This is a genomic window from Ammoniphilus soli, assembly GCF_040813775.1.
The window spans coordinates 1-17,425 of sequence record NZ_JBEGDL010000020.1 but is presented as its reverse complement, the minus strand read 5'-3'; the positions used below and the strand labels follow the sequence as shown (position 1 = coordinate 17,425).

Here is a 17,425-nt window from a genome sequence, read left to right as displayed (position 1 = left end):
ATATGAATAGAAGATAATTTACAAACAATATTTTATATTTGAATTAATTCTGGAAAAAAAAGAAAATATCCCTAATCCACGAGAACCTGTTTAATATAAACGTTGCGATTTGCAGATAGATTGATAATCTTTCCCTTCACATCGACCATAGGCCGAGTCGGTTGGCTTGTATCGACAAATACAATTTTGCCTACTGTGCCATCTTGCAATTCAACATCTGTCCCTATTGAAAATTGGGTCATCCCCTCAACAAATGATCTGACAAAGGCCGGATCCAGCTTGCCAAAGCTATCGCTTAGCAACTGTTCTAAAACGATATAAGGAGAGTATCCTTGCTTATAAATCTTAGAGGAGCACATGGCATGGAAGATATCAGATATCGCAATAATTTTTGCATACACATGGATAGATGCAGACTGAAGTCCGAGCGGATAACCGGAACCATCTTCTCGTTCTTGGTGCTGCAGCACTCCAAGTGCTACTCCTTCACTGATGGACGGATTCGCTTTAACAAGATGATAGCCATATACGGGATATTTTCGAATTTCCTTCATCTCAGAAATCGAAAGCTTTTCTGGTTTATAAAGGATGCTTGAATCAATTTTGCTCTTTCCAATATCATGAAGCACTCCGGTTAAGGCAAGAGGCATGATCTCCTGATTAGGAAACCTGCTCCACCTTGCGATGCAGGCGCTTAAATAGCCAACAGATATACAATGATAATACGTATAATCATCCAAAGGGTAGTTCTGCTTTAACGTCGTCATGATATTAGAAAGCTCAATGGGAGCTTGAATGAGCGGATGAAGGCTTTCACTCAGTTCATGGATGGGGATAGGAAGACCACCTTGGACGCTTTGGAACATGCTCCTGAAAAATTGTACACAGCGAAAAAAATGCTGTTCAAAGGTGAGAACAATCGGCTGTGGCGGCTTAGGAACCACTTCAGAGGAAGGGGGAACAATCTCCTTTTCCTCAGTAGGTTTTACTAGATCTTTTCCTTTCGGCTGATGGGGATGCGATTCCGCAACTGTCACCTCCTCAATGAGGAACGCCTCTAAAATCTCGATTTCACGCTCATACAACTTTCTTCCTTTTTCAAACAATAGACCGCCAAGCGAAGTAACCACATCCGAACTGAGAGTTGATCCAGGCTTTAAATATGATACAAGTACTTGCGGCATGAAATCCCCTACCTTCTTGGGCTTCGTTTTACTCGAATCTAATAATAAAAGAAAAAAAGAAAGGTCAATGACCTTTCTTACCGTGAAGGAAAGTTTAAGTTCTCTAAAGTTTTAAAGCGAACAAAACTTTCCTGGAGGCATTGAAAAGATTCCAATAGAAGCTTTTCTTATTCTAAGTTTTGCTCTTCGTTTGTATCTTCTAGAATATCCTCTTCTTCATCCTCTTTATCACCCGTGCTCTCCACTTTGGCTACAGAAGCTACCTCCTGATCGTTTTCAATCCGAATCAGCTTAACCCCTTGCGTATTTCTGCCCATTGTGGAAATACCGCTGATTTCAAGGCGGATAATAACACCGGCCTCTGTTACGATCATGAGGTCATTTGCCTCATTTACGACCTTCAAAGCTACAATGTATCCATTACGCTCCGTCACATTTAACGTCTTAATCCCCTTGCCTCCACGTGACTGGATGCGGTAATCGGCTTCTGGAGTTCGCTTTCCATAACCCCTTGAAGTCACAATAAGGACATCTGCCCCTTCTTCGATCAGATCCATGTCAATGACTTGATCATCATCGTCTAGGGATATTCCTTTAACCCCTGTAGCGGAGCGGCCCATAGATCGAACATCATTTTCGTTAAAGCGGATAGACATCCCATGTTTAGTACCCATGATCAGATCCTGTTTGCCATCTGTCAATACCACACCAACCAGTTCGTCATCCTCTTTGATATTAATTGCAAATAAACCACCCTTGCGAATATTCTCGAAGGCCTTCAGATCTGTCCGTTTGACAATCCCATGCTGGGTCGCAAAGAATAGATAATGATCTTCGGAGAAATCCTTAACAGGGATGACGGCTTTGACATACTCCCCTTGCTCAATCTGTATTAAATTGATAATCGGGGTTCCACGGGCTGTCCGGCTGAACTCGGGGACTTCGTAGGCTTTAATGCGATAAACCTTCCCACGGTTCGTAAAGATTAATAAATAATTATGGGAATGGGTAACATAAAGATTCTGAACGAAGTCATTTTCCTTTGCTTCTGCTCCCTGAATCCCCCGGCCTCCTCTACGCTGGCTCTTATAAGTTGAAAGAGGCAGACGCTTGATATAGCCATTATGGGTAAGAGTGATACATACTTCATCTTCTGGAATTAAATCTTCGATTTCAATAAGATCTTCTGATTCAGCAATTTCCGTCCGGCGCGCATCAGCAAATCTTTCTCTTACCTCTAGCAATTCTTCTCGTATGATCGCCAGGATTTTCTTTTCATCGGCTAGGATTGCTTTCAATTCAGCGATTTTCTTCACAAGCTCCTGATATTCCTCTTCGATTTTATCCCGCTCTAAACCGGTTAAACGCTGTAGTCTCATATCGAGAATAGCCTGGGCCTGCTCATAGCTTAAGGAAAATCTGTCCATTAGGCCATTGCGTGCTTCTTCCGTTGTTCGCGAGCTTCGAATCAATGTGATAATTTCATCAATATGGTCGAGAGCAATCCGCAAGCCTTCCAAAATATGAGCCCTAGCTTCCGCCTTGCGAAGCTCAAACTCGGTGCGGCGACGAATAACTACTCTTTGATGATCTAGATAATGGGTTAGAATTTCCTTGAGATTTAATACCTTAGGCTGTCCATTCACTAAGGCAAGCATATTGACCCCAAAGGTCGTTTGGAGGGCCGTCTGCTTGTACAAGTTGTTTAAGAGAACCTGTGGGTTAACATCCCTTCTCAACTCCATGACGATACTCATCCCATTACGGTCAGATTCATCGCGCAGGTCGGTAATGCCCTCTATTTTCTTATCTCTAACCAGTTCCGCTATCCGTTCAATAAGTTTCGCTTTGTTGACTTGATACGGTATTTCTTCAACGACGATGCGGAACTTCCCTTTGACTTCTTCCACATTGGCCTTTGCTCTAACCGTGATGCTACCACGGCCGGTTTCATATGCCCGATAGATTCCACTTCGTCCCATAATCTGAGCCGCCGTTGGAAAATCCGGTCCCTTGACGATTTCCATAAGATCACGAATCGTTACCTCTTCATGATCGATAAGCAAGAGAACCCCATCAATGACTTCCCCCAGATTGTGAGGGGGAATATTGGTGGCCATTCCGACAGCAATACCTGCTGCTCCATTCACTAGAAGGTTAGGAAAGCGGGCAGGAAGGACAAGGGGCTCTTTTTCATTCCCGTCATAGTTCGGTCCATAGTCAATCGTGTCTTTATTAATATCTCGAAGCAATTCAGTGGAAATCTTCGACAGCCTTGCTTCCGTGTATCTCATCGCCGCTGCTGGGTCACCATCAATGGATCCAAAGTTTCCATGACCTTCTACAAGAGGATAGCGGTATGAGAAATCTTGGGCCATACGCACCATCGTCTCATAGACAGCTGAATCACCATGGGGATGATATTTACCGATAACATCCCCAACGATTCTAGCTGACTTTTTAAAAGGTTTATCCGGCGTCATTCCCATCTCGTTCATGGCAAAAAGAATCCGGCGGTGTACCGGCTTTAGCCCGTCTCGGACATCTGGCAGAGCTCGGCTTACGATGACGCTCATGGCATATCCCAAGAAGGACTCCCGCATTTCCTGAGCGATATTTCTATCTATTATGTTGGAACGTTGCTCTTCAGCCATTCCGCTTTACCTCCGTATCGTCCTATATGTCCAAATTCACTGCGTACTGCGCATTATCCTGGATGAAGTCACGGCGTGGCTCAACCCGATCGCCCATCAAGGTATCGAAGATTTCATCTGCTTCCATCGCATCCTCAAGACTTACGCGAAGCAAGGTGCGACTCTCAGGATCCATGGTCGTCTCCCAAAGCTGATCCGGATTCATCTCTCCCAAACCTTTATACCGTTGAATATTAGGCTCCGGTTTATCGCCAATTTCTTTCAATGTCGCCCTTAGCTGATCATCCGTATAGGCATATCGGATATTCTTTCCTTGAGAAATCTTATAGAGAGGGGGCTGGGCAATATAGATATAGCCTTCCTCGATTAATGGTTTCATATAGCGGTACAAGAACGTTAACAACAGCGTACGTATGTGAGCTCCATCCACATCCGCATCGGTCATGATAATGATCTTGTGGTACCTTGCTTTCGCAATATCAAAATCTTCTCCAATTCCTGTCCCGAAAGCCGTAATGATGGTACGAATCTCATTGTTGGAAAGAATCTTGTCAAGACGAGCTTTCTCCACATTGATGACTTTTCCGCGCAGAGGCAGGATGGCTTGATAATGACGATCACGTCCTTGTTTAGCAGATCCGCCCGCTGAGTCCCCTTCAACGATATAAATTTCACTGATCGATGGATCCTTAGATGAACAGTCCGCTAGTTTCCCAGGAAGGGCACTCACCTCAAGCGCACTCTTCCGGCGTGTCAACTCTCTCGCCTTTTTAGCGGCTTCTCTCGCACGTGAGGCCATCATCGCTTTATCCACGATTTTCCTAGCCTCTGAAGGATGCTCATTGAGATAATCCATGAAGTGAACGCCAAAGATAGACTCTGTAATGCTCCTTGCTTCACTGTTTCCTAGCTTGGTTTTGGTTTGCCCTTCAAATTGGGGATCCGGGATCTTCACGCTGATAATAGCCGTTAAGCCCTCCCTCACATCATCTCCCGTAAGGTTATCATCCTTCTCCTTGAGGAGATTGTGTTTACGCGCGTAATCATTAATAACCCTCGTTAGTGCGCTCTTAAATCCAGACTCATGCGTTCCACCCTCATGGGTATGAATGTTGTTCGCATAGGAGTATAGATTACTGACGAAGCTATCGTTATATTGAATAGCCACTTCTACAAATAAACCATCTTTTTCGGTGGAGATGTAGATCGGGTCTTCTAATATGCTTTCTTTGTTTTTATCTAAATGCTGAACAAAAGAAACAATCCCGCCATCAAACTTATAGGAATCGCTTCGATCATTCCTCTCATCAACAAGGGAAATACGGATGCCTTTATTTAAGAAAGCGAGCTCTCGCAGTCTTTTTTGCAAAATATCATACTCAAAAACCGTAGTTTCGGTGAAAATTTGCGGGTCAGGCTTAAATGTTACCTTCGTTCCTGTTTCTTCCGTGTCACCGATAATGTGCAGATCTCCTTCGGGATTCCCGAATGTAAAGCGTTGTTGGTGGATGTGCCCATTTCGTCTGACTTCCACTTCTACCCATTCAGATAAAGCATTAACAACGGAGATCCCTACACCATGGAGTCCACCGGATACTTTATAACCTTCCCCTCCGAATTTTCCTCCAGCATGAAGAACGGTTAGTACAGTTTCTACCGTAGATTTACCTGTCTTTTCATGAATGCCTGTCGGAATTCCACGACCGTTATCAATGACCGAAATACTATTGTCTGGATGAATGGTTACTACAACGTCGGTACAGTATCCAGCCAAGGCTTCATCGATGCTATTATCGACCGCCTCCCAAACCAAATGGTGAAGCCCTCTGCTGCTCGTTGACCCAATATACATCCCTGGACGCTTCCGAACGGCTTCCAGACCTTCCAACACCTGAATTTGACTTGCATCATATGAATGATTTTCAGTCGTCAAGCCAATCACCTACTCTCTAAACTGCTGACAAAATTCGCTCTTCTCTTTAACGTTAAAGAGGAGATCGGGGAACAATATACTTTATCACGCATAATGACATAAGACTTCGTTTCTTCTTTACTGATGCGAATCAGTAGCTGCTCTCCGTCCTTTTGATCGAGGAATTCTTTTGTGATTTTTGATGACTCCATATGATTATCAATAATAGCAATCACATCGGTAGACCGAACTACTGTATCTCCGCCTAAATGAATAAACAAAATCCCACCTCATTTCTCCATGATGGCATTGCCGGATTGAACCCGGAAGATCGAAGCATCCTCCAACGTTTGATGATGGAGCCCTTCTACGCCGGTTGCAGTCACAAAGGTTTGAACCTTGTCCTTGATTGCATCCAATAAATGAGACTGGCGTGAAGCATCTAACTCAGAAAGGACATCATCCAACAAAAGAATCGGATATTCTCCGATTTCCTCATAAATCAATTGTATCTCTGCTAATTTCAAGGAAAGGGCTGTGGTCCTCTGTTGCCCCTGGGAGCCATATTGCTGAACATTCGTCCCATTAATGTGAAAACTAAGATCATCCCGATGAGGACCAAGCAATGTCGTACCACGTGCCAGCTCCTTTTCCTTTAGCTGTTCCAATTGCTGGACAAACTGTGCAATCGATTCGGACAGGGGCAGGAGCCGATCCACGCTAAAAGAAGGGTGATATTGAATCGTTAACGTTTCTTTCCGTTGCGTGATATCCTGATGAACGTTATTGGCCCAAATTCCCATTTTTTCAAGGAAATCTATTCTTCGAGAAATGATCTTAACGGCTAATTCGGCTAGTTGTTCATTCAACACATCCAAAAAGCCTATATATTTTTTGTTTTTAAACGCATCTTTCAGGCATTGGTTTCTTTGGGTTAGTACCTTTTGGTACTGTGATAGCAAGTGAATATACATCGGTGAAACTTGTCCGATTTCCATATCAATAAACTTGCGTCTCTGCTGAGGGGTCCCTTTCACAATACTGAGATCCTCTGGAGCGAACATGACCACATTCATAGCTCCAATATAATCGCTTAGCTTTTTTTGCTCCAACCCATTTATTTTCGCTTTTTTTCCCTTCCCAGTCAACTGTATTTCCAACTGGAGGGGACCTCTTTTTCTCTGAACCGTTGCTTTAATCCAACTAAACTCCTCATCCCAGTTGATCCATTCTTTGTCTTTCGTGGATCGGTGTGATTTAGTTAGTGCTAAAACATAGATAGACTCCATAAGGTTGGTTTTGCCCTGCGCGTTTTGTCCGAGAAAAAGGGTAATATTTTGATTAAACGTTAGTTTTTGCTGCCCATAATTCCTAAAGTGCTTTATATCGAGTTCCTTCAGAAACACTACAGGGATCCTCCCTTTGGTAAACCGAGTTTTACGTATGCAGGCTGCTTGAGTCTGCCAGGGAAGACATCTTAAGAGGAACGGCCAATCACATAAGCATGCGTTCCATCAATTTCGATGCGATCATCGGGGTAAAGTTTCTTTCCCCGACGATTCTCTGCTTCTCCATTAACGGAAATTTGAGCTTCCTCTAAAAACACTTTGGCTTGCCCTCCTGTATCCACAAGGCCTACCAGCTTAATAAACTGCCCTAGTGTAATATATTCATCACGAATCTGAACCATTTCTTGATTCAATGGATACACCCCATCATTTTGGAATTAGTAAGTTCTTACCGGCAATATGAGATACAAGCTATGCTCATGCTCTGTAGGATGAATAATAAAAGGGCTCATCGCACCCGTAAAGCGAATTTTCACTTCTTCACTATCAATAACCCTTAGTGTATCAAGCATATACTTGGCATTAAAAGAGATTTTTAATTCTTCTCCCTCAATCATTGTTGCTTGAAGCTCTTCCGTAACTTTTCCAACCTCGGGAGAAATAGAAGAAAGTTCGACAAGGGAATCAGGGCTAACGGAAAACTTGACTACATTGTTTTTTCCATCCTTTGCTAATAAGGATGCCCTTTCTATCGCATGTAGAAACTCTTTTGTATTTAAAATTATATCCGTTTTACTCTGTTGTGGAATAATACGGTTTACATCTGGGTAGGTTCCATTCAATAAGCGTGAGTAAAACAAGATACGCTGGGTTTTAAATAGAATTTGGTTATCGGTAACAACAATATCAACTAAAGTGTCATTATCAGGCAAAATTTTATTTAACTCCTGCATACTTTTTCCCGGTGTAACAATGTTATCTAAGGCTAGATCGGAAGAAGCTTCCACAAAAGATCTTTTGCTCGCCAAACGATGACTATCAGTAGCCACAAATCGCAGTTCATCTCCTTGTAAGGACCACATAATCCCTGTCAGGATCGGCCGCAGTTCCGTTGTTGCTGCAGCAAAGCCTGTTTGCTTGACCATTGTTTTTAGAATATCAGAAGGTAAACTAAACACCTTTTCTTCTTCAATCTGAGGAAGTCTCGGGAAATCTTCAGGATCTAATCCATTTAAGTTAAACTCTGACTTTCCAGAACGCAGAATCGTTTGGAACCGATCGCCTACCTCTAATTCAACAAATTCTCCAGGTAAGCGGCGTACAATATCGTTTAAATAACGAGCTGGAAGGACAATGCTTCCATGCTGCTTAATATCAACATAAAGATCTCCCTCCAACTCCAGGGGAATGGTGTATTCAATCGAAATATCAGAATCACTGGCAGTAAGAGTGATTCCTTCAGAATGGCTGCTTATTTTAATCCCTGTCAAAATGGGAATCGTAGTTCGTGAAGACACGGCTTTACTAACGTCATTTATTGCTGCTGTCATGATGTCTCGATTAATCATTAAGTGCACGTGTAGTACCCCCTTATTTCTTTTTCAAACTATCGGAACTATAACTTCAGCTTCGTTTCCTCAGCAGGTTCTAAATTATCTCGTAGAGAAGTCCAATCTTTAATATTATAACTTATCTATATCTTTTTTTTAACAGTAATAGTAGTAGGGCCTGTGAGTTTGTGGATAACAGAAGAAAAGAAATAAAGAGACAGCCTGTCCACATGTGGATAACTTGTGGTTAGACTGTCTCCTGTATTCACAGGTTAAAGGCTGCTTTATTTTACATTTTTAATTTTATCAATTAATTCTTTTACTGTATCTTGCAGTGAATGGTTGGACTGCAGTTCCGTAGAAATTTTCTCATTGGCATGAATGACGGTCGTGTGGTCCCTTCCGCCAAACTCGTCACCAATCTTTGGAAGAGAGTAATCGGTCAGCTCACGAGATAAGTACATGGCGATTTGCCGCGGATAAGCAATGGATTTATTGCGTTTTTTCGCTTTAAAGTCCTCTAGTTTTACCCCGAAGTGCTCTCCTACCACTCGCTGTATATCCAAAATCGAAATCACTCTAGGCTTGTTAGAAGGAATAATGTCCTTTAACGCTTCTGTCGCCAGATCTACGTCAATATCGCGATTAATTAAAGAGGAATAAGCAACAACACGGATAAGTGCACCTTCCAGCTCACGGATGTTGGTATCAATCTGGTTCGCAATATAAACCATCACTTCGTTGGCTATGTCGAGATTTTCTGCTTTAGCCTTCTTTCTAAGGATGGCTATTCTTGTCTCCAGGTCTGGCGGCTGAATATCGGTAATGAGCCCCCATTCAAAACGGGATCTTAACCGATCCTCTAAGGTTGGAATTTCCTTAGGCGGCCGATCACTGGAGATGACGATTTGCTTGCTCTCATCATGCAGTGCATTAAATGTATGGAAAAACTCCTCTTGAGTTTGTTCTTTCCCCGCTAAAAACTGAATATCATCTATTAATAAAACATCTACACTGCGATACTTATTGCGGAAGTCAACCGCTTTATTATCTCGAATGCTATTGATGAATTCATTCGTAAATTTTTCAGAAGAGAGATAGACGACTTTGGCCGACGGGTTATGCTCTAAGACATAATGGCCGATGGCGTGCATCAAGTGGGTTTTTCCTAAACCTACACCACCATAAATAAATAGGGGGTTGTATGCTTTCGCCGGAGCCTCGGCTACAGCCAGGGATGCTGCATGGGCAAACCGATTACCTGTACCAATGACAAAAGTATCGAACACATATTTAGGATTAAGCATATGTCCGGGTCCAGGGTCATCGGAGGAATAGGACCTTTTATCCTCTACCTTCTTAGGTGCCTTGGACTTAATATTCGCATCCGAATCGGAAGTTACGATTTTAACTTTCATAGTTTCGCCAGTTATCTCATACAATGTTTCGCCAATTAATTGAGCATAGCGTGATTCTAGCCAATCTCTCGAAAACTCATTGGGAGCTGAAATGAATAAGGTATCATCGTCAAGGGCAATGGCCTTCGTAGATTTTAACCATGTTTCAAAGCTAGGTTTACTTAATTTTGTCTCAATCATGGCAAGGGCCTTATCCCATACTTTCTGAATCCCTTTCATATCATTCCCCCCAAATACTTATGCACATTAAATGTGTATAAGAAAAGCTTATTTTTCTCTATATTCGACAACATTCGCTCATCATCCACATATCTATAGTTGTTAATACTCACAATAGTGGATAATTGTCCACAAATCTATCCACAGATTGTGGAAAACTCATCTATCCTATCCAACTTATCCACGAGTGAAAACACAACTATGATAGCAAATAAAAGTCTTTATATCAATGGGTTTTTCTGATTTATCCACAAGCACCACAAATTGTGGTCTATTTTTGTTCACACCACTATATTATGTGGATATCAGCCGGATAACCCTGTCGATATCCGACGAAAATTGTTTCACGGTTTTCCACACGGTGGTTTGGGAAATAATTTAAGGTAGGTATAAAGGATTACTGACCTGTATCATTCACTAGTAATACAGTAGATATGCAAGGACCAAGAAATGGACAGGCTATATTCTTGACAGGGCTAGGCAGAAGGAATATAATAATCGAGAATGTCTTGAGATTCTTTGCAGTTGAGCTGCAAGGAGTGAAAGGCAGCACTCAATATGATTGAAGGATCCTATTTGGGATATTTTTAAAAGAGGATCTAGCTGGTCTGAGTGTTAGAATAGGTGTTATTCCTCAAGGGAGGTGGATATAATGAAACCAACGTTTAGTCCGAATAATCGTAAGCGCAAGAAGGTGCACGGATTCCGTAAGAGAATGAGCACGAAGAACGGTCGTAAAGTTCTAGCTGCGCGTCGTAGAAAAGGAAGAAAAGTATTATCTGCCTAGGCCACTTTTGCAAGTGGCCTTTCTACAATTCAAGGCTTTTTTCTGTTTATTGGGGTTTATTCCCACCTCTGCATTCCCATAATCTTTAAAAGAGGAACCAACTTACAGGGGATAGGGGTTTGTTTATGCTACAAAGTCAACATCGTTTGCGTGATCAAAATGAGTTTCAAAAGGTTTTTCAGCAGGGGAAATCAGCAGCTAACCGCCAATTTGTAGTGTATATGCTGCCCAAAGAGGGACAAGAGCATATTCGAATCGGGATTTCCGTTTCAAAGAAGATCGGAAAGGCTGTAGTTAGAAATCGTGTGAAAAGATTAATTCGGGAAGCTTCCAGATTGCTTGTTCCACAAATGAAGTGGAGAGGGGATCTTGTGATTATTGCCAGAATTCCTGTAGCAGAGATGGACTATCACGAATTGTCGGCTAGTTTAACCCATTGCTTAAAAAAAGCAAAGCTCCTATCCTAAAAAGACATTAAAGGAGGAAGGGTTTGTGAAGCGATTGCTTATGGGTGCCATCCAGTTTTACAGAAAAGGCATTTCTCCCTTAAAACCGCCAAGCTGCCGTTTCTACCCAACATGCTCTGCTTACGGATTGGAAGCCATTGGAAAGTTTGGAGCCTTAAAAGGGACTTGGCTAACGGCAAAAAGAATAGGAAGATGCCATCCTTTTCATGCAGGAGGCTATGATCCTGTTCCTTAATTTGTATATACATATTATTCATATCAGTGCAAGGAGGAGTTTTCTTGCTTTTTGGGAAGAAGAAAAGCTATACCTTTATTTCTATTGTTTTTATGGTGCTTCTCCTAACCGGTTGCGGCACGGATTATATGACCAATCCGCCACCGATTGATCCGAATACAGGTGGTTTTTGGGATCGTTATTTTGTCTTTCCTCTATCCTGGCTGATTGATGAGACTGCCTTAATTCTATGGGGAAGCTATGGGTTAGGGATTTTGGCAACGACGATTATCATTCGTCTTGCTGTATTGCCTTTAATGATTAAGCAATTAAAGAGTTCCAAAGCCATGCAGGCTATTCAGCCTGAATTGCAAAAGATCAGGGATAAGTATAAAGATAATCAGCAAAAGATCCAAGAAGAAACTTTAAAGTTATTTCAAAAGCATAATGTCAATCCATTGGCTGGATGCTTGCCTTTGTTGGTGCAGATGCCCATCCTGATCGCCTTTTATCAAGCCATTATGCGCAATGAGCACGTTCGGGAGCATAGTTTTCTTTGGATGCAGCTAGGACAACCCGATCCTTTTTATATCTTGCCGATTCTTGCCGCGGTAACGACCTATTTCCAAAGTAAAATGATGGGCACAGGAATGCCTCCAAATCCACAAATGCAGATGATGCTTGTCATTATGCCGATTATGATTTTAGTAATCGCTGTGACCCTTCCTTCTGCGCTATCTTTATATTGGGTATTTGGTAATATCTTTACAATTGTTCAGACCTTTTTTATTAAAGGGAACACACCGGTTCCAGCTCAGGAGGTTAAAAAGAAGTGAATAAAGTAACGGTTACCGCCAAAACGGTTGATGAAGCCATTGCCTTGGCACTTAAACAGTTAAATGCTGAAAAGAACCAAGTAACCGTAACCATCCTAGAAGAGCCCACGAAAGGTTTTTTTGGCTTAATTGGCGCCCGGCTGGCCAAATTGGAAGTAGAGCGTAAGATTGATCCGGTCGATGAAGCAAAAACGTTTTTGCAAGATATCTTAACGGCGATGAATGTTACGGCTTCCATTGAAGTGAAAAAGGAAAAGGATGCGATCTTGTTTAATATCGTTGGGGAGGATCTAGGGATTATTATTGGAAGACGCGGACAAACCTTAGACTCTTTACAATTCTTAGTTAATACGGTAGGGAACAAGCATTCGGAATCCTATTTGCGGATTGTATTGGATGCGGAAAATTATCGGCTTAAGCGAAGACAAACCCTGGAGCAGTTAGCGGATCGACTGGCTCATAAGGCCATAAAAACCGGTCAGGTAGTTAAGCTGGAGCCGATGCCATCTCATGAACGGAAAGTCATTCATACCTTTTTACAGGATCGAAAGAACATCAGCACATATAGTGAAGGGGAAGATCCTAACCGTTACATTGTGATTCAATCCAAAAAATAAATAAGACAGTAAAAAAGCTCCTTGTATAACTTTTGTACAAGGAGCTTTTTGTTTAATGGAAATCTTGTTGTATATTTATTCAAAATAGCTGGTCTGGAGGCTTTTTCTTATTCTGCTGGTATGATATTCTAATATTTTAGGGAAATCTATATACTAAGGCATTTTTATATAAGGAGCAGTATTGTTATGGAATTTGATACGATTGCAGCCATTGCCACGCCCATGGGAGAGGGAGGGATAGGTATTATCCGCGTAAGTGGACCCGATTCCGTTGAGGTTGTGGATAAAATATTTAAAGGAAAACATAAGTTATCCACTGTGGATACTCATACGATCCATTATGGTTATTTAATCGAGCCCGGAGAGGGAACGATTCAGGAAGAAGCAATGGTAACGGTTATGAGAGCGCCGCGTACGTTTACCAAAGAGGATGTGGTAGAAATTAATTGCCACGGAGGGATCGTTTCGGTTAATCGTACGTTGCAATTGGTTTTAGAAAATGGGGCAAGGCTGGCTGAGCCTGGGGAATTTACAAAAAGGGCTTTTTTAAATGGGAGAATCGATCTTTCTCAGGCAGAGGCTGTTATTGACTTGATTCGTGCCAAGACAGATCGGGCGATGAAAGTGGCTTTGCATCAAGTGGAAGGAAAGCTGTCGAGACTAATACATCGCTTAAGGCAAAATATTTTGGAGTTGTTAGCCCATATCGAAGTGAATATAGATTATCCAGAACATGATGTGGAATCGGTAACCCGAAACATGTTATTAGAAAAAAGCGAACTAATAAAAGAAGAGATTCTGCGACTTGTACGAACTTCAGAGCAAGGAAAGATTCTTAGAGAAGGTTTATCCACGGTCATTGTTGGCCGGCCGAATGTAGGGAAATCATCATTGCTTAACAGCTTGATCCATGAGAATCGGGCTATTGTTACGGAAATTCCAGGAACCACAAGGGATGTTATTGAGGAGTATGTAAATGTAAAAGGCGTACCGTTGCGGTTAGTCGATACCGCTGGGATTCGTGAAACTGAAGATATTGTAGAACGGATCGGGGTTGAAAAATCCCGGCAAATGTTAAAGGAAGCCGATCTTATTCTTTTAGTCTTAAATTACAATGAAGAACTCTCTGAAGAGGATAAGACTTTATTGGAATTAGTAAAAGGTTTAAATACAATAGTAATCATAAACAAAATTGACTTACCGCAACAGCTAAAGATGGAGGAGCTGCAATCCCTTGTTCCTAATCTTACGCTAATTACAACCTCAGTAAAAGAGGAAGAGGGCATTGAAGATCTCGAGCAAGCCATAGCCAATTTGTTCTTTCAAGGACAAGTCATGCAAGAAGATCAAACTTATGTTAGCAACGCGAGGCATATTGCTTTACTAAAGGATTCAATTAAAGCGATGGAGGATTTCGCAGAAAGCATTGGGTCTGGAATGCCTGTGGATATTTCTGCTTTTGATTTGAAGCAAACTTGGGAGCTTCTTGGTGAGATCGTAGGGGATACGGCTAGCGACAGCTTATTAGATCAGATTTTCTCACAATTTTGTCTAGGAAAATAAGGAGGGGAGTCTTATGGTATCACAATATGATGCAGGCTCGTTTGATGTTATTGTAGTCGGGGCAGGGCATGCAGGAGCAGAGGCGGCTTTGGCAGCAGCAAGGATGGGTTGTAGTACTCTCCTGCTAACCATTAACTTAGATGCCGTGGCCTATATGCCATGTAATCCATCGATTGGAGGACCGGCGAAAGGACATGTGGTCCGGGAAATTGATGCGTTAGGAGGGGAAATGGGGAGGAATATAGATCAAACCTATATTCAAATGAGGATGTTGAATACAGGAAAAGGTCCCGCTGTGCATGCGCTGCGTGCTCAAGCAGATAAGTTTCTGTATCAGCATCGAATGAAAGAAACCATTGAAAATACTCCAAATCTCATGTTAAGGCAAGGTCTGGTAGAAGAACTTATCGTGAATGAAGGGGTATGTGAAGGGGTTATTACCAAAACCGGTGCAAGATATACTTCGAAAGCAGTTGTGTTGACAACAGGAACCTATTTAAGAGGAAGGATTATTATCGGAGAGCTTCAATACGAGAGTGGTCCTAATAATATGGCTCCTTCGGTTAACCTTTCTCACAATTTAAAGGATTTAGGGTTTGAGTTAGTCCGTTTTAAAACGGGAACCCCTCCTCGCGTAAACCAGCAGACGGTCGACTTTAGTAAGATGGAAATTCAGCCGGGGGATGAAAATCCGCAATTTTTCTCTTATGATACGACGGAGGAAGTACCCAACCAAATTCCTTGCTGGCTGACCTATACCAGTTCCGAAACCCATGAAATTATTAATTCTAATCTTCATCGGGCCCCTATGTTCTCTGGGGTTATAGAAGGAACGGGTCCAAGATATTGTCCGTCAATAGAAGATAAGATCGTTCGATTCAATGATAAGCCAAGGCATCAGATTTTCTTAGAGCCAGAAGGAAGAAATACATTAGAAATGTATGTTCAAGGATTTTCTACAAGTTTACCTGAGGACGTACAGCTTCAAATGTTAAGAAGTGTTCCTGGAATGGAAAATGTGAAAATGATGCGAACCGGCTATGCCATTGAATATGATGCGGTTGTTCCTTCTCAACTTTGGCCTACACTCGAAACCAAAAGAGTAGAAAATCTTTTTACAGCCGGACAGCTTAATGGTACTTCAGGGTATGAAGAAGCGGCTGGGCAAGGGCTAATGGCAGGGATTAATGCAGCCTTAAAGGTACAAGGAAAAGAACCTCTAATCTTAGACCGTTCAGAAGCTTATATTGGCGTCATGATTGATGACTTGGTTACGAAAGGAACGCTAGAGCCGTATCGTCTTCTTACCTCTAGAGCGGAATATCGACTCTTACTTCGCCATGACAATGCGGATTTACGACTTACGGATAAAGGGTATGAAATCGGACTAATACCTGAAAAAAGATATACAAAATTTACGGAAAAGAAACGATTAATCGAATTAGAAAAAGAACGCTTAATGACTACGAAGGTAAAACCTGATGCACATGTTCAGGAGTTTTTGAGGCGTGTTGGATCCGCTGAGATAGATAACGGAATAGAATTAGGCGCTTTGCTTAGAAGACCGGAAGTTAGGTATAAAGAGTTGGTGGAATTAGCTCCCCCAGAGGTTCAAGTGCCAGACGATGTAGCAGAACAAGTAGAGATCCAGATTAAATATGAAGGATATATCCGCAAGCAGCTACAAGACGTAGAGCGAATGAAAAAGATGGAGAGGAAGACCATCCCGCCGCATATTGATTATCATCAACTTCAGGGTCTAGCTAAAGAAGCCAGAGATAAGCTAGCTAAGATCCAACCGCTGAACATTGGTCAAGCGGCACGTATTGCAGGTGTAACGCCGTCAGATATTTCCGTGCTCCTGATTTATCTAGAACATAAAAATAAGGTAACCAGTTAGGAGAAGTTTCATGGAACCATCGGTTTTTCAAGATAAGTTAGCTGAGCGGAACATTACCTTATCTGATCAGCAAATGAGTCAGTTTCATCAATATTTTACCTTGTTAGTGGAATGGAATGAAAAGATTAATCTTACAGCGATTACGGATAAAAACGAAGTATATGAAAAGCACTTTTTCGATTCTCTATCCGCTTCTTTCTTCTTCGACTTTTCAAAGGTCCAGACTATAATCGATATTGGGGCAGGGGCAGGGTTTCCGTCCTTGCCTATTAAAATCGTTCACCCCCATCTTCAAGTAACCATTGTCGACTCTCTTAACAAGAGAATAACATTCTTACAACACCTAGCTAAAGAATTAGAACTTGAAGGGGTCACTTGTGTTCATGGGAGAGCGGAGGAATTGGGAGTCAATCCTCAATATCGGGATCGATTTGATGTCGTTACGGCAAGAGCAGTTGCTCGCTTGAATGTATTAGCCGAGTTTTGTATGCCGTTTGCCAGGGTTGGAGGTTCTTTTGTCGTGTTGAAAGGGGCAGATGCTTCCAATGAACTAGATGAAGCAAAAAAGGCAATTAAGACATTAGGAGGAAAGACGGAGAAACTGGAAAACTTCCGGCTCCCAACAGAGCAATCGGAACGAAGCATTATTCTCATTAATAAGCTCACGCCAACTCCGAAAGGGTACCCAAGAAAAGCGGGGACACCAGTGAAGAAACCAATTATATAGGTTATTTAAGCAGAGAGGCTATATTCTAGCCTCTTTTTTGTGCGCTTGGCAGCGCATCTTACTAATCGGGTTCAAGTCCCGTGTGTGC

At 42.1% G+C, this 17,425-nt stretch carries 16 protein-coding genes; 8 read left to right on the top strand and 8 right to left on the bottom strand.

Translation table 11 applies throughout. The annotated features are described in order from the left end of the window. Positions 1 to 71: 71 nt before the first annotated feature. The 8 genes from ABLT31_RS26620 to dnaA all read right to left on the bottom strand — a co-directional run bounded on the left by ABLT31_RS26620 (position 72) and on the right by dnaA (position 10,226). Complete coding sequence (locus ABLT31_RS26620) at positions 72 to 1,184, bottom strand: HD domain-containing phosphohydrolase (RefSeq protein ID WP_367757528.1); 1,113 nt, start codon at positions 1,182 to 1,184, stop codon at positions 72 to 74. Between the two features lie 167 nt (positions 1,185 to 1,351). Continuing rightward, complete coding sequence (gene gyrA / locus ABLT31_RS26615; RefSeq protein ID WP_367757526.1) at positions 1,352 to 3,838, bottom strand: DNA gyrase subunit A; 2,487 nt, start codon at positions 3,836 to 3,838, stop codon at positions 1,352 to 1,354. A 22-nt stretch (positions 3,839 to 3,860) separates the two neighbouring features. Further along, positions 3,861 to 5,777, bottom strand: a complete 1,917-nt coding sequence (gene gyrB / locus ABLT31_RS26610; RefSeq protein WP_462976539.1) for a DNA topoisomerase (ATP-hydrolyzing) subunit B — start codon at positions 5,775 to 5,777, stop codon at positions 3,861 to 3,863. Further along, positions 5,777 to 6,031 (bottom strand): extracellular matrix regulator RemB, encoded by a 255-nt coding sequence (remB, locus tag ABLT31_RS26605; protein ID WP_367757522.1) that lies wholly within the window; start codon positions 6,029 to 6,031, stop codon positions 5,777 to 5,779. The genes gyrB and remB overlap by 1 nt, the downstream gene beginning before the upstream one ends. A 9-nt stretch (positions 6,032 to 6,040) precedes the next feature. After that, complete coding sequence (gene recF, locus ABLT31_RS26600; RefSeq protein ID WP_367757519.1) at positions 6,041 to 7,156, bottom strand: DNA replication/repair protein RecF; 1,116 nt, start codon at positions 7,154 to 7,156, stop codon at positions 6,041 to 6,043. Between the two features lie 71 nt (positions 7,157 to 7,227). Beyond that, positions 7,228 to 7,440: a S4 domain-containing protein YaaA gene (gene yaaA / locus ABLT31_RS26595; RefSeq protein ID WP_367757661.1), complete on the bottom strand. Its 213-nt coding sequence runs from the start codon at positions 7,438 to 7,440 to the stop codon at positions 7,228 to 7,230. A gap of 36 nt (positions 7,441 to 7,476) precedes the next feature. Then, a complete protein-coding gene (gene dnaN / locus ABLT31_RS26590) occupies positions 7,477 to 8,616 on the bottom strand; it encodes a DNA polymerase III subunit beta (protein WP_367757517.1) in 1,140 nt (379 codons plus the stop codon). Positions 8,617 to 8,873: 257 nt separating this feature from the next. Then, on the bottom strand, positions 8,874 to 10,226 hold the full coding sequence (gene dnaA / locus ABLT31_RS26585; protein WP_367757515.1) for a chromosomal replication initiator protein DnaA: 1,353 nt from the start codon (positions 10,224 to 10,226) through the stop codon (positions 8,874 to 8,876). A gap of 649 nt (positions 10,227 to 10,875) precedes the next feature. On the opposite strand from dnaA, the gene rpmH reads away from it, so the two are divergent. The 8 genes from rpmH (at position 10,876) to rsmG (ending at position 17,337) form a co-directional block, all read left to right on the top strand. Next, on the top strand, positions 10,876 to 11,013 hold the full coding sequence (rpmH, locus tag ABLT31_RS26580) for a 50S ribosomal protein L34 (RefSeq protein ID WP_205668534.1): 138 nt from the start codon (positions 10,876 to 10,878) through the stop codon (positions 11,011 to 11,013). A gap of 125 nt (positions 11,014 to 11,138) precedes the next feature. After that, positions 11,139 to 11,480: a ribonuclease P protein component gene (gene rnpA, locus ABLT31_RS26575; protein ID WP_367757513.1), complete on the top strand. Its 342-nt coding sequence runs from the start codon at positions 11,139 to 11,141 to the stop codon at positions 11,478 to 11,480. Between the two features lie 40 nt (positions 11,481 to 11,520). Next, positions 11,521 to 11,715, top strand: coding sequence for a membrane protein insertion efficiency factor YidD (gene yidD, locus ABLT31_RS26570; protein ID WP_367757658.1), 195 nt, complete (start codon positions 11,521 to 11,523; stop codon positions 11,713 to 11,715). 92 nt (positions 11,716 to 11,807) lie between these two features. Further along, a complete protein-coding gene (yidC, locus tag ABLT31_RS26565) occupies positions 11,808 to 12,530 on the top strand; it encodes a membrane protein insertase YidC (protein ID WP_367757656.1) in 723 nt (240 codons plus the stop codon). Further along, the gene (gene jag, locus ABLT31_RS26560; RefSeq protein ID WP_367757511.1) at positions 12,527 to 13,147 is read left to right on the top strand and encodes an RNA-binding cell elongation regulator Jag/EloR; all 621 of its coding nucleotides are present in this window, start codon (positions 12,527 to 12,529) and stop codon (positions 13,145 to 13,147) included. The genes yidC and jag overlap by 4 nt, the downstream gene beginning before the upstream one ends. 186 nt (positions 13,148 to 13,333) lie before the next feature. Then, positions 13,334 to 14,710 carry a tRNA uridine-5-carboxymethylaminomethyl(34) synthesis GTPase MnmE gene (gene mnmE / locus ABLT31_RS26555; RefSeq protein ID WP_367757509.1) on the top strand — a complete coding sequence of 459 codons (1,377 nt, stop codon included), beginning with the start codon at positions 13,334 to 13,336 and terminating at the stop codon, positions 14,708 to 14,710. Positions 14,711 to 14,723: 13 nt separating this feature from the next. Beyond that, the gene (gene mnmG, locus ABLT31_RS26550) at positions 14,724 to 16,610 is read left to right on the top strand and encodes a tRNA uridine-5-carboxymethylaminomethyl(34) synthesis enzyme MnmG (protein WP_367757507.1); all 1,887 of its coding nucleotides are present in this window, start codon (positions 14,724 to 14,726) and stop codon (positions 16,608 to 16,610) included. Positions 16,611 to 16,620: 10 nt separating this feature from the next. After that, entirely contained in the window at positions 16,621 to 17,337 is a 717-nt protein-coding gene (gene rsmG, locus ABLT31_RS26545) for a 16S rRNA (guanine(527)-N(7))-methyltransferase RsmG (protein ID WP_367757505.1), read from the top strand. The last annotated feature ends 88 nt before the right edge of the window (positions 17,338 to 17,425 follow it).